This window comes from Natrinema salinisoli, from assembly GCF_020405205.1.
Taxonomy (GTDB): domain Archaea; phylum Halobacteriota; class Halobacteria; order Halobacteriales; family Natrialbaceae; genus Natrinema; species Natrinema salinisoli.
Genome location: NZ_CP084470.1, coordinates 190659 through 209895, shown reverse-complemented (window position 1 = coordinate 209895; position 19237 = coordinate 190659). Strand labels below are relative to the sequence as shown.

Annotated in this window: 25 protein-coding genes and 2 pseudogenes; 10 read left to right on the top strand and 17 right to left on the bottom strand. The window is 54.2% G+C overall.

Annotated elements, in window-relative coordinates; genetic code table 11:
* Positions 1 to 152: 152 nt before the first annotated feature.
* Entirely contained in the window at positions 153 to 716 is a 564-nt protein-coding gene (locus tag LDB05_RS21805; protein ID WP_226007965.1) for a hypothetical protein, read from the bottom strand.
* A 226-nt stretch (positions 717 to 942) separates the two neighbouring features.
* On the opposite strand from LDB05_RS21805, the gene LDB05_RS21800 reads away from it, so the two are divergent.
* Positions 943 to 1206 (top strand): hypothetical protein, encoded by a 264-nt coding sequence (locus LDB05_RS21800; protein ID WP_226007964.1) that lies wholly within the window; start codon positions 943 to 945, stop codon positions 1204 to 1206.
* A 318-nt stretch (positions 1207 to 1524) separates the two neighbouring features.
* On the opposite strand, the gene LDB05_RS21795 is transcribed toward LDB05_RS21800, so the two are convergent.
* The 10 genes and pseudogenes from LDB05_RS21795 to LDB05_RS23735 all read right to left on the bottom strand — a co-directional run.
* Entirely contained in the window at positions 1525 to 1737 is a 213-nt protein-coding gene (locus tag LDB05_RS21795) for a HalOD1 output domain-containing protein (protein ID WP_226007963.1), read from the bottom strand.
* The gene (locus tag LDB05_RS21790; RefSeq protein ID WP_226007962.1) at positions 1730 to 2674 is read right to left on the bottom strand and encodes an ArdC-like ssDNA-binding domain-containing protein; all 945 of its coding nucleotides are present in this window, start codon (positions 2672 to 2674) and stop codon (positions 1730 to 1732) included. Before LDB05_RS21790 ends, LDB05_RS21795 begins: the two co-directional genes overlap by 8 nt.
* A gap of 85 nt (positions 2675 to 2759) precedes the next feature.
* On the bottom strand, positions 2760 to 3107 hold the full coding sequence (locus LDB05_RS21785; RefSeq protein ID WP_226007961.1) for a DUF8013 domain-containing protein: 348 nt from the start codon (positions 3105 to 3107) through the stop codon (positions 2760 to 2762).
* A 131-nt stretch (positions 3108 to 3238) separates the two neighbouring features.
* Entirely contained in the window at positions 3239 to 3460 is a 222-nt protein-coding gene (locus LDB05_RS21780; protein WP_226007960.1) for a DUF8129 domain-containing protein, read from the bottom strand.
* A 122-nt stretch (positions 3461 to 3582) separates the two neighbouring features.
* Positions 3583 to 4278 (bottom strand): nucleotidyltransferase family protein, encoded by a 696-nt coding sequence (locus LDB05_RS21775; protein ID WP_226007959.1) that lies wholly within the window; start codon positions 4276 to 4278, stop codon positions 3583 to 3585.
* A 2-nt stretch (positions 4279 to 4280) separates the two neighbouring features.
* Positions 4281 to 4946, bottom strand: a complete 666-nt coding sequence (locus tag LDB05_RS21770) for a helix-turn-helix domain-containing protein (RefSeq protein WP_226007958.1) — start codon at positions 4944 to 4946, stop codon at positions 4281 to 4283.
* A 214-nt stretch (positions 4947 to 5160) separates the two neighbouring features.
* A complete protein-coding gene (locus LDB05_RS21765; protein WP_425498619.1) occupies positions 5161 to 5667 on the bottom strand; it encodes a transcription initiation factor IIB in 507 nt (168 codons plus the stop codon).
* Between the two features lie 99 nt (positions 5668 to 5766).
* On the bottom strand, positions 5767 to 6084 hold the full coding sequence (locus tag LDB05_RS23510; protein WP_343232923.1) for a TFIIB-type zinc ribbon-containing protein: 318 nt from the start codon (positions 6082 to 6084) through the stop codon (positions 5767 to 5769).
* Between the two features lie 118 nt (positions 6085 to 6202).
* Entirely contained in the window at positions 6203 to 6568 is a 366-nt protein-coding gene (locus tag LDB05_RS21760; protein WP_226007957.1) for a DUF7568 family protein, read from the bottom strand.
* Positions 6569 to 6571: 3 nt separating this feature from the next.
* Positions 6572 to 6649 (bottom strand): annotated as a pseudogene (locus LDB05_RS23735) (DUF7995 family protein); the annotation flags it as partial.
* Positions 6650 to 6734: 85 nt separating this feature from the next.
* Here LDB05_RS23735 and LDB05_RS21755 point away from each other — a divergent pair.
* The 4 genes from LDB05_RS21755 (at position 6735) to LDB05_RS21745 (ending at position 9170) form a co-directional block, all read left to right on the top strand.
* Positions 6735 to 7625 (top strand): DMT family transporter, encoded by an 891-nt coding sequence (locus LDB05_RS21755; RefSeq protein WP_226007956.1) that lies wholly within the window; start codon positions 6735 to 6737, stop codon positions 7623 to 7625.
* 194 nt (positions 7626 to 7819) lie between these two features.
* Positions 7820 to 7993, top strand: a complete 174-nt coding sequence (locus LDB05_RS23680; protein ID WP_425498622.1) for a hypothetical protein — start codon at positions 7820 to 7822, stop codon at positions 7991 to 7993.
* On the top strand, positions 7932 to 8309 hold the full coding sequence (locus LDB05_RS21750) for an MOSC domain-containing protein (protein ID WP_425498618.1): 378 nt from the start codon (positions 7932 to 7934) through the stop codon (positions 8307 to 8309). Before LDB05_RS23680 ends, LDB05_RS21750 begins: the two co-directional genes overlap by 62 nt.
* A gap of 372 nt (positions 8310 to 8681) precedes the next feature.
* Positions 8682 to 9170, top strand: coding sequence for a redoxin domain-containing protein (locus LDB05_RS21745; RefSeq protein WP_226007955.1), 489 nt, complete (start codon positions 8682 to 8684; stop codon positions 9168 to 9170).
* 19 nt (positions 9171 to 9189) lie between these two features.
* On the opposite strand, the gene LDB05_RS21740 is transcribed toward LDB05_RS21745, so the two are convergent.
* Both LDB05_RS21740 and LDB05_RS21735 read right to left on the bottom strand, forming a co-directional pair.
* Entirely contained in the window at positions 9190 to 9948 is a 759-nt protein-coding gene (locus LDB05_RS21740) for a hypothetical protein (protein ID WP_226008309.1), read from the bottom strand.
* 112 nt (positions 9949 to 10060) lie between these two features.
* Positions 10061 to 10348: an amphi-Trp domain-containing protein gene (locus LDB05_RS21735; protein WP_226008308.1), complete on the bottom strand. Its 288-nt coding sequence runs from the start codon at positions 10346 to 10348 to the stop codon at positions 10061 to 10063.
* 226 nt (positions 10349 to 10574) lie between these two features.
* On the opposite strand from LDB05_RS21735, the gene ddfA reads away from it, so the two are divergent.
* Positions 10575 to 10814: a DdfA family disk-determining factor gene (gene ddfA / locus LDB05_RS21730; protein WP_226008307.1), complete on the top strand. Its 240-nt coding sequence runs from the start codon at positions 10575 to 10577 to the stop codon at positions 10812 to 10814.
* Between the two features lie 50 nt (positions 10815 to 10864).
* On the opposite strand, the gene LDB05_RS21725 is transcribed toward ddfA, so the two are convergent.
* From LDB05_RS21725 to LDB05_RS21715, 3 genes and pseudogenes are all read right to left on the bottom strand, one after another.
* Entirely contained in the window at positions 10865 to 11566 is a 702-nt protein-coding gene (locus LDB05_RS21725; protein ID WP_226008306.1) for a helix-turn-helix domain-containing protein, read from the bottom strand.
* A gap of 628 nt (positions 11567 to 12194) precedes the next feature.
* Positions 12195 to 13015, bottom strand: a pseudogene (locus tag LDB05_RS21720) (IS5 family transposase).
* 162 nt (positions 13016 to 13177) lie between these two features.
* Entirely contained in the window at positions 13178 to 14785 is a 1608-nt protein-coding gene (locus LDB05_RS21715) for a sensor histidine kinase (RefSeq protein WP_226008305.1), read from the bottom strand.
* A gap of 1035 nt (positions 14786 to 15820) precedes the next feature.
* Here LDB05_RS21715 and LDB05_RS21710 point away from each other — a divergent pair.
* Genes LDB05_RS21710 through LDB05_RS23675 form a run of 3 tightly spaced genes read left to right on the top strand, consistent with a single transcriptional unit; the run spans position 15821 to position 16582 of the window.
* The gene (locus LDB05_RS21710) at positions 15821 to 16195 is read left to right on the top strand and encodes a DUF7344 domain-containing protein (RefSeq protein WP_226008304.1); all 375 of its coding nucleotides are present in this window, start codon (positions 15821 to 15823) and stop codon (positions 16193 to 16195) included.
* 4 nt (positions 16196 to 16199) lie between these two features.
* Positions 16200 to 16445 carry a HalOD1 output domain-containing protein gene (locus tag LDB05_RS21705; protein ID WP_226008303.1) on the top strand — a complete coding sequence of 82 codons (246 nt, stop codon included), beginning with the start codon at positions 16200 to 16202 and terminating at the stop codon, positions 16443 to 16445.
* 14 nt (positions 16446 to 16459) lie between these two features.
* Complete coding sequence (locus tag LDB05_RS23675) at positions 16460 to 16582, top strand: DUF7344 domain-containing protein (RefSeq protein WP_425498617.1); 123 nt, start codon at positions 16460 to 16462, stop codon at positions 16580 to 16582.
* 364 nt (positions 16583 to 16946) lie between these two features.
* On the opposite strand, the gene LDB05_RS21700 is transcribed toward LDB05_RS23675, so the two are convergent.
* Positions 16947 to 17279, bottom strand: a complete 333-nt coding sequence (locus LDB05_RS21700) for a DUF7344 domain-containing protein (RefSeq protein WP_226008302.1) — start codon at positions 17277 to 17279, stop codon at positions 16947 to 16949.
* Between the two features lie 958 nt (positions 17280 to 18237).
* Between LDB05_RS21700 and LDB05_RS21695 the strand changes: the two genes are divergently transcribed.
* Entirely contained in the window at positions 18238 to 19146 is a 909-nt protein-coding gene (locus LDB05_RS21695) for a hypothetical protein (protein WP_226008301.1), read from the top strand.
* Positions 19147 to 19237 lie beyond the last annotated feature (91 nt).

Below are 19237 nucleotides of genomic sequence, written 5' to 3'. Positions count from 1 at the left end.
CACCGTGGCGGGTTCCCAGTCGCGCGTTGAGCGACATTTCAGACCCTTTGCGATCACACTGTGACGATCCAACGAACATACTCTGACGATCTAACACTCGACCACCCGTTCGGGGCTACAAATAGTCTTGAGTGACGACTACATTACCTGAGTCAGTGACTGAATGTCCCATCTGGTGCGGGAACTAGTCCGGTACGGATTTCGAGGTCGACACGCCGAAGATGCTTACAGCCATCGTCTGGCTGGCGCTGCTCAAAGTCCGGACAGGTACACGTCTCGCTCTCGCTGTCGACTTCGTAGGTATTTCCACTGTCGCTAACAACCTCATAGAGAGAACCCACCATAGCGAAGCGGACGTCCATATCCTCGTTCAGAGCACGACGTGTTCGTGGCTCGTCGATCGAGTAGCCGCCAGCCTCGAGTGGAGTCGGTGGTGCTGGTGTCTCACACTGATTGCTGAACTCCTCGCGACGATTTCGTTCTTGACCACAGTTTCGGCAGCGCCAGTAGCGTGTCCGGTACTCGTAGCCGTTGGTGAGATCGATCTCGTATGGGGTTGGTTCCCTGCCTGGTAGCCACTCGTCGATTGCGATGAGCTCGTGCTCGTTCAGTCGAGCGACATCACCGGGATACCGCTGCTCTCGGTCAGTGGTGTCGCCGCGATCGTGGTAGTAATCCTGCTGCTGCTCGCAGTGAATCGGTCGATCTGTACTCATGGGTACTCTCGAGGCACATGTCGTCGCGCCTCACCCATCAGGCGCGAAAAAACAACGTTCAAGTCCTGGAATCGGTTGTGGAAAGACAATTCTGAGTAGGATCGTAGTTTCCGTTTGTGCGAAGTAGTATTCCGAGACCGATTGGTATCTCACGGCGTCAGTCCTGTACCTCGCTGAGGAATACGCTTAACCAAGTCGATAGCAAAGAGTAGCGTACACAGTCGAGATGAGGGATCTCTCTGATCCACGACCGCCGCTTCCAGAGTGGATTTTGGACGCATACGATGTCCTTTGTACTCACAGTTTCAATTCGGCTGAAGCAGAAGATGTGCAGTCGATCCCTCGAGAGCAAGCGATCGAGGTTCTTTGCAGTATTGATGACGTAGCTCTCGAATCCGAGGACGCGACTCATGCACTCTCCCGGCTGATCGAGCGAGGCTACTTTTACGAGGTTGACGGCGAACTTCGAGTGACGATGCCGGAAAACTAATTCCCTGAATGCGGTTCAAAATCGCGTTGATCGCGCCGGTCTAAAATATGTAGCATCGGTAGTCGCAATCGCATCGATGGCAGAGTATCCCCAGAGGTCTGGCGACGCCACTCGACAGCCATACGGTGATGCGTTATGTTCTATCGGACTGTGTGTATACCGGAATCACTACTTTCCACAGTATGGACACAACGGTAGCAACCGTTTTTCTTCCTCCCCTAACTGTGTCTGTTCGCCCATAGCCTCCTCGAGCGGTGACTGTCGAGACCGGCGGCTCCTCGAGCGCGATACGATAGGAGAACCAGCTAGATTCTCCTACTATGGGCTTTCAAGAACCTGCACATCGGACTGCGTCACGCAGAGACGGAACTCACCAACCGAGAATTTGACTTCGAGATCAGCACGTGCTGAGTTGACGAGTTGCTCGAGCGCTTCGACATCGACCACTCGTTGCAGTTGGTACTCGTCACGACCGAGTCCCTGTTCTTCGAGCGCAGTGACGATCTCGAGGAGTAGATTTCGATCACTCATCCTCCATCACCTCGTCAACGATATCGATGATCTCCTCTGCCGTTCGACTGATCCGGTCGAGCCGGTTTCGAACAACCTCCGGATCGTCTGACTCCCATGCGGCCAGGTAGAACGCCGACCCACTGGTGTCGAGCCCGCAGTACCGGCCGACGACGTACGCGACGGCCTCGGCCTCGACTTCGCGTTTCGACCGCTCAGTGTCGTCGTCGTCGATGTCGAAGTGGAGCAGGGCGTGCGCGTACTCGTGGACCAGCGTCCGTGCGATATCGGCTTTGTTTTCTCGATCACGAACCTCGACAAGCGGCTGTACGTCAAAAAGACTCAATTGCTCACAGATACCCTTCGCCTCCCCGTGTGTCCACTCTTCGTCTGGAACTATCTGAACCGTCACGCCGAGTTCGTCAGCGGTCTCAGTCAGCTGAGCGACGAGGTCGCTGGCGTCCCCGGTCGCTTCCGTGTCGAGGTCGGGGAGCGCCTCACCCTTGGTCTGCGAGACGTCGAACACCGGGGTTGGCTTGAACCCGACGAGGCCTTTCGACCACTTTTCGGGCGGCGTCTCGTCGTAGTCACAGTCACTGTCCTCGTGGTAACTCGGCGAGTTCTCGCACTCCGGGCACTGCTTGGTGATGATCGGCGCCCAGATCCAGATGGCCGACTCGCCCTCCTTGACGTGGCGGTCGAACTCCTCCTGCCACGTCCGGTAGCCCGCCACCCGGGTCGCCTCGGGACACTGGTGCTTGATGAGGAGCGTGTTTCGATACGAATAGTCGTGGAAGCGACTCTGGACGTCAAGCCACTCCTGGAATTCGTCGCTAGCCTGCACGTCGTCGACGCCGGCGACGAGGTCGTCGATCCACTGTTCGATGGTGCTGTTCATTTCGTCGTCTCGCGTGTCGGTCTCCTCGAAGGAAACCGACGAATCACTGGTCGTAGCCATTGTGTTCACCGAATAAAGTTCTCGGCGACTGCGTCAGTTCAGGACGCGCCGCACCCTTCGGGGCGTATAAAAACCGAGCTCTCGGTTACCGGAGTTCGTGGGATTCGTCAGCGAAGCCGACTGTGATGAGGTACTCGAGGTACTCGTCGAACAGATCGACGTCGCTGGGCGTGTCGGTCGCAAGGTGACGTGCCCATTCGATAGCCCACCGGAAGGCGGGATCCGTTCCGCCCTTGCCGTGAATGTGCCACCAGCGAGCCGCTTTGAGAACGACCAGCGGGTTCGTCGGTGGATGCTCGCCGGCAAGCCCACGGGTGATGGACTCGATTTCGTCGGGGACGTCAGCGGGATCGATGTCCTCTGATTGCGTGTTATCGATATCAACCGGGATGTCGTCGATTGAGACGTTGTCGGCACTCTGTTGTTGACTCACAGGAAGTCACCTTTGGACGAAGACCCTTGATGAAGCCCTCGCTCTCTCTGGGGGCGCAAAAAACGTGGGACTACATACTTTTAACCAACAATAGGTGAACTAACTCGCATATTGTTGGTTAAGAACGGATCCTACTCTTCATTTTCACGCAATTTTTCCGCCTTCCACTTGAGCCGCCGCAGAATTTGCGTCCGGTTTTGGTGTACGTTCTCGTAGGCAACGCACTCCTGGAGCGTCTCCATATCTGGAATCGTCGCGATACCTGCCTCGATCAATCGATGATTCGGTGCTTCGAGACGCTGGTTCGGTGTAAGACCACCTGATTCTCCAGATTTATCTGACGAGTCGTTCACTGGTATTCGCCTCCGTGCTCTCAAGGCGCCAACAAACGGCACCAACTCACTCTTATTTAGCTCAACTTCGGCGACGGGTACTCGCAGTTACCGTCGCTGTTGCTGTCGGAGTGAGCGCTCTCTCACTCCTGTTGCCGCTTGAGGAACTCGAGGAGTGTCTCGATATCCTCGGCTGAGGCCGAGGATTGGCCGAACATGCTCTTGAAACGGTGATCTAACCCACCCTCTTCGATGAATGTGTGTGCGTCACTGAGCTGTTGACGAAGGGCATTAGCATCTCCGCGATGCAGATGCGTCTCGACTAGATCTAAGTCGACCGAGGGGATCGCAGCAAGGACGTCAGCGAGATCCGTTTTCCGGCCACTATGGAGTTTGGCCGCGACGAGTACTTCCCCGTCTGCTGCTCGTGCAGTCGTCGACCGAGTCCCGCCCGAAATCGTCGTCGGGGAACTATGCGTGCGCAGATAGTCAAACGACCACTCTGCCTCGGTCTGTCGGCAGCCGAGGCCGTTCACAAGGATGTCTACACCGACCGGGTGAGGAAGCCCTTCGGTGCGCTCGAAGAGTTCGATTTCACGATTATAGATTGTCTCTTCTGGTGGAACTTCGAGATCGGCCTGTCGTTCGAAGCCGCGCGCTTCGATAAAGGTAATGACTTTGTCATAGTCGTCGGGGGCGATAACGAGGTCAAGGTCGGTCGAGAACCGCGTCTCGAACTGACTGATCGCGTAGCCTCCAACGAGTACGAACCCGATATTTGACTGCTCCAACTCTTCGAGCACTTCGATGAGTGCCTCGCTTCGGTCTTCTTGACTCATGTTCAAGCTGGCTCCATGCGGTAGCTCGCGTCAGTGTCGACGTCGTCGTACATCCGTCCGAGCATGTCAAGTGCCGACTCGAAGGTCGCATAGTACTCGTTTGCGAACGCCACGGTTTCTTGGAGCGGAATGACAGGCCGTCCGTCGATCATCTCGGCATCGATCTGTGACCATGGCTCCAGAATGACCTGAATGGCGCCATCGACATCTTCAGCGGGCTGGCGCTCTTCCGAAGTCGGGATTCCGAACCGATCGAAGAACTCCGTCCAGGCGTTGAGGTCGGATTCGTGGACAGCGATGAACAGCGGATAGTCCGCTGGGTCGCGAGCGACCTGGTAGCCACCGCGGGTCCAGACGTAGACTGCATCGATGGCGGTGAAGGCGTAGTCCATACCGGCGAATTGCGGGAGGACGTACGCCTCCGAGATTGACGGTGGGGAGATATCTGCTGACACTGTCAGGAACTCGAGACCGGCGTCTCGAATCGTCTGGTCGACGAGCTGGAGGCCATCATCGTACGCGACGTATCCTGCCTCCTCAATACGGTTCACGACGCGCCGAATCGTCTCCCGATTCTCGTCGACCTTCCGCGCAACGCCCGAGATGGAATCGCCCGGGTCAAGCGCGAGGATGACCTTGAGTTCCTTCTCGCCACATACGTCGTACATCCTATAGTTGCATAATTCTGTGCAACAGCCAAAAGGATTACTCTTCGTGTGGGTCTGCTGGCTGGATTTAATGTAGTCCGCTGCGAGCCGGTAGATGTACCGCCGAAGCGCATCCATGTCTTCCCGGGCATCCTCGAACGTCTTTGCCACCCATCGCCGTCGCTGGATAAATATATCCGAACGGGCGCTCACTATCCGGTTCTTTCTGATCAGATCAGGCGTCGAGCTCGAGTATCTCGTCCCGTCGGTTTCGAAGTGTATTCGGCGATGTTCCTGCAGTATCGGCGATCTGGCGCTGTGAGAGAGACAATCCAGCTCGCTCGGCAGCGAGATACAGACACCCCGCTGCGACGCCACTCGGCCGACGTCCGATCGTGAATCCAGCGTCACTCGCCTGCTGTGCGAGCTCAACTGTCCGTCGACGGACTCGGTCCGGAACCTCGAGCTCCGTCGCTAGTTTTGGAATGCGATCGGTCGCCGAAATTGGTTGTGTCGGTAACTCGAGGTCGACGTTCATCGCATCGTAGGCGTTGGTGAGTCTCCCCTGATCACAGCGAGCACTGGCAGCGATTTCTGCGCGTGATCGCCCGAGTCCGTTACACCGAGTTACTGCATAGACACTGGCTGAGGCTACCGCTTCGAGCGATCGACCCTGACAGAGCCCCTCGGATTGAGCCCGTCGGAAGAGCGTACACGCTTGATCACGGATACTCTCCGCCAGACCGAGACGAGCGACGATCCGCCGGACTTCGCTGAGGCCATATGCGAGGTTCCGTTCCGCTTTTGACTGCCACTGTGCTCGAGACTGTTCGCGACGCAGTCAGTTCAGTTGCCGTCGCTTCTGACTCGAGAGCGTGTTTCCGTTCCCATCTCGATGATAGCCGAGTTCGGTGGACAGACCCCGATCGTGACGCGTCGGCGTCAGTGGTGCACCAGTCCGTTTCTTCGATTCCTGCCTGTTACTCCGCCCCCAATCGGGCTCTCGATCGAGTTGGTTCTCCTCGAGGACGAGTCCACAGTCCTCACAGCTCGTTTCATGGCCAGCCTGTCGAATACTGCCACCACAATCAGGACACTCAGTTGTAGTCGTCTGGACGTCTTCGTCGAACGCCGTCGTATAGATCTCTCTCGTTGCCATCGTTGGCTCCGAAGGGACAACGGAACAGCCCCTTCACCCCTTCTGGGGCGATAAACATCGCTGGGCGGTCTGTACGACGCACTTTGCGAATGGCACCACCCAAGCCTACGCGTTCCGCTCACGTGGCATCGTCGACGACGGTCGTGATGAGAAAACGCTCGAACAAGAACGGCTGTACGTCGATGCGGAGAGGATCGTGTTCTGCTGTGTCCATCTCCATCAGGAGGACGTCGACGTTCGGACACTCCTGACAGCTGAGTTCCGGGATTGGCCGCTCCCGAAGCGCGTCACGGAACGACTTCACGTCCTTTGTCTCGTACCCCTGCGACCAGATCGGGTAGCCGTCGACGAGGATTACCCCACTCCATTTGTACCGGTAGGAGTCCAGCGCTCGATGCAGGACGACTCGCATATCGGTCTCGGTGTTCCGATACGCGAGTGTCTGCGAGCGGCTCTCGCGTCGCCAATTGGTGATCCCGGGCATTGGTTAGAAATACACATCAGCGGGTACGATCCAGAGATCCTCACTCTCCTCGAGGAGTCGATCCACCACACCGCGAAGTCGACGCCGTCGCCAAGCGCGTCCGGACGCTCGGATAGCTGGGGCGGTTCGACGCATATTTCGCCGTCCGGCGGCGACCTCCTCGTGAATGAGTCGCTACCGGACGGTCGGCCGCTTCTTGCTGCTGTGCGCGGTCTGGGGGACGGCGTTCATGGCGACGGACGTCGGCCTCGCGGACCTCCCCGCGGTGCCGTTTGCAGCCGTGCGCTTCGACGTCGCTGCCGCGCTGCTGTTCGCCGCTGTTCTCGCCTCCGGCGCGGACGTCCGCCCCCGGACTCGGGACGACTATGTCTACGTGCTCGTCGGCGGCGCGCTCATCATCGGCGCCCACCACGCGTTCCTCTTCGCCGGCCAGCGGTACGTCACGGGCGGCGTCGCCGCCGTTCTATTGGGTCTCGTCCCCGTGGTGACGCCCGCACTCACCCGGCTCGTCTCCACCGACGAGGAGTTCACCGCCGCCACCGCGCTCGGCGTCGCGCTTGGGTTCGCTGGCGTCGTCGTCATCGCCGACCTCGACCCCGCGAACATCGCGGACAGCGTCCTCGGTGTGTCGCTCGTGCTCGCGTCCGCGCTCGCGTTCGCCGTCGCCGCGGTCGTCACCCACAGCCGATCGCCGTCGATGCCGTTCCTCGCCACGCAGGCGTGGATGATGGCCGTCGGCGCGGTCGTCCTCCACGCCGCCGTGCTCGCGCTCCCCGGCCAGTCGTTCGCGGACGCCACGTGGACGCCGTCAGCACTCGGCGCCATCGCGTACCTCTCGGCGGTCGCCGGCGTCGGTGGCTTCCTGCTGTACTTCACGCTGCTGGACGACCTCGGCCCCATCGAGATGAGCTTCATCGAGTACGTGATTCCCGTGTTCGCGGCGTTGGCGGGGTGGCTCGTGCTCGGCCAGGAAGTGACTCCCGCGACCGTCGCCGGGTTCGCGTTCATCCTCGCGGGGTTCGTCGCCGCGAAGTGGCGGGCGCTGCGTCGGACATAGTGGTTCGTGGTCACAGATCTCCGGAGGAAGTTCTCCCGAACGCATTCGTTGGGGGTCCCAGTAGCTGACAATGTGCTTTCCTCGTTCGGAGTGAGGGTGAGGCTGCCGTTCAGTACAGCTGACTTCCTGCTCACGAGATGTTAAACGAGAGACTCTCACGAAAAAGATTTGCTAACGGAGTGAGAACTTGTAGTATGAACGGCATGGGGACTGTTGAACGTATCTTCACTGCTCCGGAGGCCAAAGCCGAGATGACCGATCGGAGTGACGTCGAGGCCGTCCCGGGAGGCCTCCGAGGGGACCGATATTTCCGCGAGATCGAGACCGGAACCTTCGTCAAGTGGGGGGCCGAACGAGGAGCGCCCTGATGGCTACGATTTAACGCTCATCGAGCGGGAAGCCATCGAAGGGATCGAGCGCGAGGCGGATATCGAACTCGCGCCGGGGGAACACCGCCGAAATATTGTCACCCAGGACGCTGCACTCAACCATCTCGTCGGCAAGCGGTTCCGCGTCGGTGAGGTTGTCTGTCGCGGCGCCCGACTGTGTGAGCCCTGCGGGTATCTGGAACGCATCACCGAAAAAGACGTATTGGAGCCATTGGCTCATCGCGGAGGGCTCCGGGCAGATATCCTTGAAGGTGGCAGTATCCGTCCGAGCGACGAGATAGAACCGCTTGAGTAGCTGTAGCCAGGGCTCCTAACAGGGTGACGGTGTACTATTCGGGTGGGTCTGCGTTGTCACCAAACCGGCTCCCGTAGGTATCGAGTGTATGCAAGATCTTCTCGAACGCCTCGATGTCGACGGTGTCGTAGCCTTTCCTGACCCCGATCACGGATAGCGGCCATATCGGCTTAATCAAGACCAATTCTAAAACGGCTTGAGTCAAAAAATAATACGACTCGGTAGGGTCGCCTTCGATGACCCCATTGGAACATCTGGTTATGAAGTTTATCTTCTTTCAACCGAATCAACTGTTACGTAGCTGTGCGAACTGTTCAATGTTCACATACTTCATACTATTTTATGGTTGATTAGACGAGATTCATACGAGATATGCTCGAACCCGGTGAGACAGCGCCTTCGTTCACTCTTCCAGGGACGGACGGTGAGACAATCGACGAGTATAGTCTCGAAGAGTACACCAATGAGGGCGCTGCTGTGTTAGCCTTTTACCCATTCGATTTCAGTCCGATTTGCACGGAAGAGCTCTGTGACTTCCGCGATGTCGAGTGGCTAACGTTCACCGAGGGAGTCAATCTCTTCGGCATCTCTACTGATAGTGCCTATTCCCACCGCGCGTTCATTGACGAGTACGATTTGACATTCCCACTCCTGAGCGACAGCCTCGCTGAAATCTGTGAGGAGTACGGTGTCCGATACGATATCTGGGAACAGCATCAAAACGTCTCACAACGGGCACTCTTCGTGATCGACGACACACAAACCGTCCAGTATGCATGGATGACGGAAGATGCTCTTGTGAAGCCGGATCTATCGGAAGTCCAAGATGCAATGAAGTCAGTCGATATCTTCGACTCGTAGTAATCAAACCAGAGCGATACTACGTCCATTTCTCGTCTAAGACGTTCATGACTGTTCGCTCAAACTCTGGTGTTACGAGCTGAATCCCGCGAGGAAGGACGACGTCCGTTTCTTTCCTGTCGCCGAAAATGAACCGATAGATCGTATGGTTGCCAACATGGACCGTTATCGCAATCGGCATCTCAGCATCCAGTATCGTTTCAACCCCTAATGTGTCCACCGGGAACGTAGTGTGTATCTTTGCAATGGAGATATTACCAAGGTCAGAGGCCCGATTCCGATAAATAGTGTTAACCTCGCTCCCCTTCCGATGGGCTACCAACCGAAACTGGCTATTCGTCTCTGTCGCTAAGACATCCAGCAATAACTCGTCTGTGTACCCTGCGGCATCAGTGAGTGCTTCCGCAGCTGTTGTTGTCGAGAGAACGGCTTCGGCCGTATTGACGTCGTCAAGACTTCGATGAACCGATTCTACATCGTCCCGCGGCAGCGCTGCTTGCTCCGCATTGAACCTTTCCATGAACGTGTAGATAATTGTCAACGCCTTGTCCCACGTCTCAACGGTCGTCGCCATGTTCCGATCCCCGAGGGTTCCTTTACCAACCCGATCCTGATGGACATGGACAACGAACCCTGTGGAATTTGTATCAGACTGCTCCCTCCTACCCGCACGGGGAACCGGTTTAATGCCCACTTCTATCCGTTTTGCATTGTTACTGAACCGCACTGACCGCTTATCGAACCGATGCGTCGTCCATCCAGGCGGCGGAGAATCCATACTAACAATTCTCCTTACAATTCTAAAAATACGGTGGTTCGGCTTTGTTGAAATCCTCTTATTCAGATAGATTCTCGTCCGAAACGGCTAGTCACTAAAAGATGCAAATTGATCACTCAATTTCTAACTGTTCGCTCCCGCCATCCCCCTCATTGCCGTTCTCCTCCCATTCGAGTTCGAACTCGAGACTCAATTCACCGGGCCCGTCCGTTGGCCCCTCGCGTTCGGCTTTGACCTCAAACGTCGGGCGTGCTGGTGGTTCCATTGTCACAGACTCGGAACCGGATTTGAGTGTGATTGCATCCCCTTGTTCGAGCTTATCAGCGACATTGCGGAGATACGATGCGATTTCTTCTCGGGTCTGGTCACTTTCTGATTTGAACAGGACTTCTTCAGGCATAATGAACGGTACGTTTCCTGCACCGATAAGTGAATCCCTAATAATAAAGCAATCATGACTCAGAAGCCCTTGCGATGTAGGGACATCGATTATGGAGTGAGCCTGCAGTATCTCATCCGGACCTCTTGTGAGGTTGGACACCATGAGTGAACGAGATACCCCACCCCCCGAGCACGGGTCTAGCACAGACGTACAACAAATCGTCGTCACATCGAAATGTAACCAAATGGACTGTGAATCCGTAATCCACACAATCGCTACTTCTGTCTTAAAAGCAACTGGAAAGAATCCCACCGAAATCCCCCCGCTCTACAACAGCATCGATGTCGATGCCCTTGCAGATCTCTTTGGACCACAATCTACGGATTCACATCATTTCCCATCGGATACTGTCAACTTCCAGTACGAGGGTTGCGATGTCACAGTCTTCGCAGATGGGGAGGTAGTCGTGAAAGGACCCGAGTAATAGCAGAAGGCGGATTCGGTGGGCCGTAATCAACCAAACTGTGCGCGGAATTAGTTTCCGCCATCGGAACCATTGAACATAACTGTGAGTAGTTTCCGCTCAGCGGCTTGAATATGCTCGGAAAAGGTGGCTGATGTAATACCGAGTTCCGTAGCGATGTCTTCGCCGGTGCATTCGCGTGGCCACTCATAATATCCTTCTTCAAACGCCGCTTTGAGTACTTCGCGTTGGCGATCCGTGAGATGATTCTGGAGGACTCGTTGGAACCCGGAGTCTGGAAATCGGGGCGCAATACCGTCTTTTTCCCGCTTCGAGAGCAGCGATACATCCGGATACTCTTGCAAAAATGTCTCGACGACTTCCGATGGATTTTCTTCAGCAGGAATTTCGGCGACGAGACGACCAACGCCTTCTATCGCGCAGACTTCGCGCGGGAGCGCTCCGAGTTCGGTTAGTCGAAATGCAGGACAATCGCCAGATACAAGAAATTCCAAACTGCCTCCATCCTCATACTCGGCAAGGATCGTGACGTCGACGGTCTCCAGCTCGGTTGCGTAGCCTGCTACTCGCTCCGGTTCGACTCCGCTAACGTGGAAGTATTCGGCGTACCGCCCATCGGGACGAGGGAGCATTTCGGCAAGTTCGAACCGGCACGATTCCTTCTTAGTGACACCCACGAACGGATACCGAGGGTCCTGAAAGCCAAACTCAACTTCACACACAGGTCTGGCTGATGGTTCTTGCAGAGACATTGGTGTACCCAGTACCCGGGAATGGGACAAATATCTTGTGGTATACGTTATCATACCACAATGTACTCTGGGATTAACGACCTAATTGCTGGGCTCTGGTCGAGACAGAGTGTCACTAATTGTGACGGCTCTGCAAATAGCAAGAGAAACCGGTAGCCACCGATTGACGATCGAACACACCTTGACAGTTAGGGAAAATAACTATTTGAGGTGGTAGGACACGGTAGCTATGGGCAATACCCTCGACGAACCTCTCCAGGATGGGATTGTGAACGTGAATACGGACACGCTACACAAACGAAAGCGGGGTACCTCCGGGTTCCATACGGATTGTGGTGTGACCCGCCACCTTAGGCAAGAGCAGTTACGCAACACCTCCGTAGAACAGGAAATTGCTAGTAATGAAATTAGCAGATGCGGACGGTGCTTTTCGGATGCGGGCGGCTATTGAAGAACGCCCTTCCAACTTTCTGTGCGCACGGATAATTAACAGGAAAGCAATGTTGGCACCATAAGGTGGAGTCTAAGGCTATGTTGGTATCATCTTTGTTCGACATCTTGGTCGCTGAAATATCCGTTGGGAGTGGTCACTGTGCTAAGCGATCTGTAAGTCCCCTCTTTTGATTACTCAGAGTGATCGGTCGATGTTGTGACTGAGACAGGCGATAGTGCGTTCACGGAATTGCTTCCACCACCGTCGTGAGCGGACGAACGCACCGAACTTCCGCTTGAGCGTTGAATTGACCGTCTCTGGTTGACTCCGTTGTCCGTAGAGATCAGCGTCCAAGCGTGCGTTCCATTCCCGGGAAGTGACGTGAACTCACGATGCTTAATCAGTGGACGTACCTCGTATTGACGGGCAAGTCTCCTGATTTTCTGATCGTCGTACCCTTTGTCACCGAGCAGAATATCGATGCTCTCGGGATTGCGTTTGACCAACGACGGAGCGATCTGGCTATCGTGTTTTCGTGTCGTCGTCACGTGGAGATCGAGAATTGCGTTCACCTTTGTATCGACCAACAGCGTCACTTTGAGCTGCTGAATCGTGAGCTCGGCGCGTTTCGTGTAGTGTTTCGAAGCGTGACTGCGGTCAAACCCTGACGCATCAACTCCAACAACTCCGCTCATCGGAAGTAGCGTCGTTGAGAGAGTCAGCATAATACGCTATACGGCCATATCAAGCCGGTTAAATGCCTTACAGAGCGTTGATGGCGTAGGAAGTTCGGCTAATCCAAGAACTCGTCGGATGCGTGGCATCTCGATCAGTTCGTCAAGTAGACCACGGTAGGTTGTGTTCTTTCGAACTTTGAGACACAACAGAACAACGTGCTGCGGGAGTGTATAGCGGTGTTTGGAGAACTTCGAGGAGTATCGAGAGACCGCTCGGCGTGCCAGATGGATCGCCTTCTCAGTAAAGCGGAGAATCTGCGACTTCGGGAGGGCCTTCATCTCGTGGAATTACAGGGCGAACCTGTAACTCTTTGAGGATTTCAACAGAGCCGGTGGTTCCAAATTCATAAACTTCCGCTCAAAATCCGATTTTGTCCTCCCTCTGCCGTAAGCGGGCTGTGTTGGTCAGTGATCTTGGCATCGTCTGCTTTGCTGAACCCGCTATGGTGGGAGCGCAACATTCGTTATCTCGAAGCGCGCTCCGCCGTTCGACCCCTCCGTCACCATAATCTCCCAGCCGTGCGCGTCGACTATTTCCCGGACAATCCGCAGCCCGAACCCAGTTCCATTATCATTCGTTGAGTAGCCGGCAGCAAACACCTGGTCGCGGTCGGCCGGCGGAATCCCAACTCCATCATCTTCGACAAAGAACCCATCCTGGAGTGGCCCAACAGTCAGCGTTACCGGCCCCTCGTTGTGTTCGATTGCGTTTCGAAAGAGGTTCTCGAAGAGTTGAGCAAATCGACTCCGGTTGGAGCGCACGGTACAATCGCCAGTGGTAGTTAGAGTTGCATTATCCGTGTCGAGAAGGTGCCAGCATTGACGGACTACTTCTTCGAGGGACAACGCCTCGAAATCGGCGACGGTCCGGCCTTCGCGGGCGAGCGTCAGTAGATCCTCGATGAGCGTCTCCATGCGCTCAAGCGCCGCGTCGATCTCCTCGAGAGACTCACTCTCGTGCTCGTCTTTCACCTGGTCAAGCCGTCCGGTTGCGAGCGTCAGCGGATTGCGCAGATCGTGTGAAACGACATGCGCAAACTCTTCGAGCCGTTCGTTCTCCGTTTCCAAGGTGGCTTTCTGCCCACGGAGATACACTTCGTGTTCGACCCGGTCGAGCGCGGCGGTGATGGTTGTTGCCAGGATGTCCGTCAGTGCTTTATCGGTGTCGTCGAACGCACGCGTATCGGGCGACGACGTGATAAAGACACCATGCTCGTCCAGGGCATGAATGATGCCGCTCCGAGCGGGCGTCTCCGTAGCCTCGATCTCATCGTTCTCACAGACATCGTCGATCACGACCGTATCGCCGCGTTCGTACACGTCCCAGATGACGGAGTCGATGGATCGTGACGGGGCAGTCCGATCGTATGAGGGCGCTGTCCCGAATTGCTCTCGGAACTGGTCAGTGACGGCAACAGACTCGAGGGCTGTTCGTGCTCGATTGGCAAGGTGAATCCCGCTTAACGGAAGGTGAAGGGCATCCCGAGCCGTCTCGACTGCGAGAGTCGCCACCTCCTCGCGGGTGTCGGCCCGGATAAGCGCCTCGAGCTGGAGATATAGCTGTTTGATGGTCTCTTCCCGAGTCACGCGATCGAGCGCGGCTTCGACATTGGCTGTTAACACGCTCGCCACCGATTTGGTTTGCTCGTCGAAGTCACGGGCGGTCGTTGACCCAGCGATGAAGACGCCGTGCTCGCCGAGCGGGAAGATCAGTTCACTCCGAATCGGTGTCTCCGGATTGTACACACCCGGTTCAGCGCTCACATCCTCGTAGAGTTGTGGCTCCCCTGTTTCGAAGACCTCCCAGACGAATCCTTCGCCTGCATAGAATACTGGGTATTCGCCGAACAAGGCTCGTCCTTCCCGCGTCTCCGTCAGCGGCACGAGTGCATCCAGATTGTCGTCGTATACGAGTACACTGTTCACTTCAAGCCCAAGGAGGTCGCGGGCCGCGTCGGTCGCAATTTGTGCGACATCGTGGGTAGAGTCAGCCCGCATGAACATCCGTGTTCGCTCGTGGAGCGCGTCCAATTGTTGTGCGTGATCCATTTATTGAGTGGGGCTCAAGGGGTGACGATTCGGTGACACACTCACTATGTTTGAGACCGATTAATTCGGTCTCGACTACCGGATGGCGTCTCGTAGCTGGTTCGGTCCCCGAATCTTTTCTCGAAAATGTGGATGATTGTACTATGAGTAGACAGGTTCTACAGGTTGATTAATGCTCTGGCCATCGCGAGCGTGCTTTTCCAATTCAATGGCCAAGAAAAATATTTTCGTGAGCTACCATTTTTCGTGGAAGAGCTTTTCAAGGGGACGGGACCGAGCCAGCAGGCTGGGAGCTGTTGACATCATTCTGCAGTGTGAAGAGGAGTGTTCTAAAGGAGGTGTCCTGTGGGATACTGACCCTCTCACCCGGAGGCCCCTCCCGAAGAAAGTGTCACCCATAGGCCCGAGATCTCAAAAGCCACCCAGACTCAAATTAGTGTTGGTGACTGACACGGAGAAGATCCACCGGCGTGTCCGAAAGGCGATGAAACGCACGGCCAAGCGTCTTGAACAGCATGAGTCTGATGAATTTAAACGGCCAGCTGACTGAAACACACACAACCTCTGGATTCTGTATGTGATCCTTGCCAGGAGTTGGATACATCCAATCCACCGTGGTGCATCGTTTGCCTGTACTGAGTGATCGCCACCTTCGCAAATTGAGTTGAATCTCGTGCTGCATTCGCGCTCTCTATTCAGCAACGATTGAGTGTTCTGTCCGGATGTTTCCACAAACAGCGTACTGAATACAGAGGATGGGTTCAGCAAGACGGCTTCGTTTGTTTCGCGCTGAAACCAATGAATCAGCCGATCAGTAGACCTGCTTATTGAACAAATCAGAAATCAGAGATCACTACTATGTATCTACTCAGGACTGGCCATCGCGGATCTATAAACCTATTTCCGCCGAGTCAGTTGAATATAGCACTTTTTATCATATTTCGAAAGTCAGGTTGAGTACACTCTCCGTTTAGAGCTAATTATGGTATGTTTAAAAATGCCTATCTATAACCACCTGTGAACCGTATTTGAGCTATGGACACTGACTGGACCGAAGGGAACGGATCAGCCATTGATCGATGGAATCAGCTCCATGAGGCACTTGCTGACGAATCACGACGCATGGTGATCTTTTCGTTACTGGATGTCCCAGAGGAACGGCGACTCCCATTGCCCGAAGCCGCAGAATCTCCTAATACTTCAATAGATTCGAAGTCATTAAATATCCAACTGGAACATCATCACCTTCCAAAGTTGGCTGATGCCGGGTACATTCGATGGGAGCGCGATCCGTTTTGCGTCCAGCGTGGGCCCCGTTACGAGGAAGTAGAAATTATTTCCAAACAGATTATTGATTCACTTGATCATTTACCCAAGACACTAATTTACGGCTGTGAAATCCTTGAGTAATTGCATGAAATTGGATAGTGTCGAGTTCACCACTAAGGTAATTGAATGCTTGGCTGATGCCGATGATTTGGAACCAACTGAGTTAAACTATAATCTTCAAGACTACATCGACCCTGATGTTTTGATAAAATTAGGAAAGATGGAAAAGGGAACGTGGAAAATAACATTCCAAGTGTCTGACCATCAAGTAACCATAAATCAAGACGAAGTTATCTATATTGATGGGATAAAATATAGTGAAGGTGCATAGGGGTTCATATATCATTGCACCACGTTCACATTCCAAAATTGGAGGATAAAGGAGTCGTCAATTATGACTCAAACCGAAATTTCGTTGAACCGACAGAGAAACTTACCCAACTGGAATCGCTCCTCGATCAACTATAAATCACTTGTAGATACTTCCGATTGCGTATTTTCCATTGGGCAGAAATGTCGGGAGCGATGGCCTCAGACGCTCCCAGAGGCCCCAACCATTTATCGAGACCGCCAAGTATGCTGTACGCGGTTACAGAGCATAAACCATCTGTACTGAACGATCACCAGCTCCGCAAATTAAAACCAGAGTTCATGCAGCATTCGCGCTGTGTATTCAGCACGCCAGGAAGAACACCTATCGAAGCTAGCAGAATCGTTGGTGGTCAATACGCACATGTAGTTGCCGCTCAGTACGACAAGGACGTTACCGGAGCGGCAGCTATCTCTCTGATAGCTGCCAGAAATAGCGTGTTGAATTCAGAGGGCAGTACTCTCAACTCGACGGTTCTTCAATCAGCCTCGCTATTGTCACAAGTGTGTCGAACTCTGGCGGCGACCCTTGAATTTGGATAACGGATTGTTCGGAATCGTATTGAATGAATTGAACCTCGTCAGACTTAGGAATATGATTATATTTTATATCAAGAGATATCCTCTCAAATTTATCAAGTGAACTGTCTTCTGGAGGTGGATCGTCTTCCCAGTTCTCAATGGTTTCAACTACGTCTCTAATAGCTACTGGACCGTCTTGCTCATAAAGATAATACAGCACGTACCGGCGGCGTTCATCCTTTAGCAATCCAAATATTTTGTCTAATGTTACCATGGAACGAATTATTTGGCCAGACATTTGGTTATGCCCCTTGCTACCGTCTAATATCTGTCCTCAACACCTATAAGGGATTTTAAGAGAGAATTAGTGTCATATTAAATGATCCCGTACTGAACGGTAAATCTTTCATCCCTCTGAGTGGGCATTGACCCGGGCTTCATTCGATCCCTCTATTCAGAACGGCTTACCGAATATCATTCAAAATTGTCAGTATCCTAAACGTTATATCCGCACGTGTAGTGTACAGTAGATTCTCGTAAATAAGTCTCCAAAGAAGAGGATTTCAACAGAACCGGCAAACACTATTGTTCGGAAGACTCCTGTGCAGGGATACGCCAACACCGACTGTTGAGGGAATAGCACCGAATTCTGTAGGTAGTTCTCCGTGTTTACTGATCCCGTCGATCAAAATGGGGACTAGAGATATGTTAGGCGAAAACTTTTTAAAACATACAACGGGTTTATCGCCATGGAAAATTCCCGTGAGCATGATTCAGATCCATCCACTTCTACTGAATCTCGTAGCGACGATAGGCCAAGCTCTGCCGATCATGTCGACGGAAAATTAGGTCACTTGGAACGCAATAGAGGCTCCTTTCGCAGTTATGTACTTCCCACTGGCGACGTCGAAACTTGGGTATGGATTACAACGGGACTCCTTTTGCTCACTGTCCCCCCAATAGGATTCTTCGTTGCAGGATGGCTTCTTCTCGAGTCTATCGGTACCGTCGACGAAAAAGGAATCGTACACGCTCCCGTAGATCAATCAATGAGCAGGCCTGTGTTGCTCATTCCGCTTGCGGTTGGTTCACTCATCTTTGGAACTCTTTTTCAGTATCTCCTTTTCAATCTCTTGGGGTGGCTGACAGCCTATTAGACGAATCAAAACATCATATGCGCCTACCTTAAACACTACAACAACTCCTGTGATACGTGATACCATGGTTTAACTATGGATAGTGGTCCTGGTAGCGACGAGCTTTCCATTGACACGTATCTTGAGCTACTGGCAAATCTCGGGTTCTACGATGATCTGCCGGACAATGAATCGGAGCGACGCGAGGTCTTTCTCGAGAGCGCAGACGACCTCTGTGACTTCAACCAAGATTTCGAGAACGAGGTCAATAAGTCGATGCTGGAAGACGGCGGGGAAACGACGGATCGTACAGTGCGGCGGGCGCATTACGCGGCCCAGATCGCCAATGAGTTCGGTGGGCAGGTTCCGGTCGAACCGCTTGGAGACATCCGCAGTGAGACGGGAGAACTGACGAAGTATGCGCCGCTGCTCGGTAGCTACAACCAGATGAGCAACAAGGCGTGTGCTGCCTCTGAGGAACGGACTGACGCTGCGATTCAGGAGTACCAGATTGCGACGGTGATGTTCGGTGTGGATGCGATGCTGATCTCGACGGGAGCGTTCTACCAGCCGGCGTTTGCTGGAACACGGTTCACTGCCAATAAGGCCAGTCAACTCGGGCTGTACCGGTTGCGGTACGTGTGTGGGGATCGGTGCTGGGCGCTTGCGATGAGCGAGGTGCACGTGGCGCTCCGAGGATCGATGGTGACCGGGACCTCGAACCTGCTGCGACAGGCAGGGAAGATGGGTGTAGAGTTGCGCCGAGAGGATCTGGAAGCGGTGGCAGACGAGCATAACACCGACGTGGACAGGATATTGGAAGATGTGAATTCATCAGTCGCGTCTGAAACGCTTGAATCCGTTTCTGATGAGGCCGGGGAGTGCCGTGATGCTGTACTCGAGACAGAGGATGAGGACAGTGGATCTGACGATGGTGGGATCTTGGATGGTGGCGGCGATATCACTACTGGTAATATCGTTGAGGGGGGGGAGAAGATGCGCTGAACAAGTCGGCGCAGGCGGTTGAGGACTGTCGTGAAGGATAAGCCCCTGATTGACCCAGCCATACTACTCTTGGAATCGACAGTTGAGTGTC

Bases quoted from the DNA above. Each gene is read 5' to 3' on its own strand.
- LDB05_RS21715 (WP_226008305.1), bottom strand. From the start codon at position 14,785: ATGGATCACGCACAACAATTGGACGCGCTCCACGAGCGAACACGGATG.
- LDB05_RS21700 (WP_226008302.1), bottom strand. From the start codon at position 17,279: ATGGTAACATTAGACAAAATATTTGGATTGCTAAAGGATGAACGCCGC.
- LDB05_RS21760 (WP_226007957.1), bottom strand. From the start codon at position 6,568: ATGCCCGGGATCACCAATTGGCGACGCGAGAGCCGCTCGCAGACACTC.
- LDB05_RS21795 (WP_226007963.1), bottom strand. From the start codon at position 1,737: ATGAGTGATCGAAATCTACTCCTCGAGATCGTCACTGCGCTCGAAGAA.
- LDB05_RS21745 (WP_226007955.1), top strand. From the start codon at position 8,682: ATGCTCGAACCCGGTGAGACAGCGCCTTCGTTCACTCTTCCAGGGACG.
- LDB05_RS21790 (WP_226007962.1), bottom strand. From the start codon at position 2,674: ATGGCTACGACCAGTGATTCGTCGGTTTCCTTCGAGGAGACCGACACG.
- LDB05_RS21735 (WP_226008308.1), bottom strand. From the start codon at position 10,348: ATGCCTGAAGAAGTCCTGTTCAAATCAGAAAGTGACCAGACCCGAGAA.
- LDB05_RS23680 (WP_425498622.1), top strand. From the start codon at position 7,820: ATGAACGGCATGGGGACTGTTGAACGTATCTTCACTGCTCCGGAGGCC.
- LDB05_RS21805 (WP_226007965.1), bottom strand. From the start codon at position 716: ATGAGTACAGATCGACCGATTCACTGCGAGCAGCAGCAGGATTACTAC.
- LDB05_RS21740 (WP_226008309.1), bottom strand. From the start codon at position 9,948: ATGGATTCTCCGCCGCCTGGATGGACGACGCATCGGTTCGATAAGCGG.
- LDB05_RS21705 (WP_226008303.1), top strand. From the start codon at position 16,200: ATGAAATTGGATAGTGTCGAGTTCACCACTAAGGTAATTGAATGCTTG.
- LDB05_RS21770 (WP_226007958.1), bottom strand. From the start codon at position 4,946: ATGTACGACGTATGTGGCGAGAAGGAACTCAAGGTCATCCTCGCGCTT.
- LDB05_RS23510 (WP_343232923.1), bottom strand. From the start codon at position 6,084: ATGGCAACGAGAGAGATCTATACGACGGCGTTCGACGAAGACGTCCAG.
- ddfA (WP_226008307.1), top strand. From the start codon at position 10,575: ATGGACTGTGAATCCGTAATCCACACAATCGCTACTTCTGTCTTAAAA.
- LDB05_RS21725 (WP_226008306.1), bottom strand. From the start codon at position 11,566: ATGTCTCTGCAAGAACCATCAGCCAGACCTGTGTGTGAAGTTGAGTTT.
- LDB05_RS21695 (WP_226008301.1), top strand. From the start codon at position 18,238: ATGGATAGTGGTCCTGGTAGCGACGAGCTTTCCATTGACACGTATCTT.
- LDB05_RS21775 (WP_226007959.1), bottom strand. From the start codon at position 4,278: ATGAGTCAAGAAGACCGAAGCGAGGCACTCATCGAAGTGCTCGAAGAG.
- LDB05_RS21710 (WP_226008304.1), top strand. From the start codon at position 15,821: ATGGACACTGACTGGACCGAAGGGAACGGATCAGCCATTGATCGATGG.
- LDB05_RS21755 (WP_226007956.1), top strand. From the start codon at position 6,735: ATGAGTCGCTACCGGACGGTCGGCCGCTTCTTGCTGCTGTGCGCGGTC.
- LDB05_RS21800 (WP_226007964.1), top strand. From the start codon at position 943: ATGAGGGATCTCTCTGATCCACGACCGCCGCTTCCAGAGTGGATTTTG.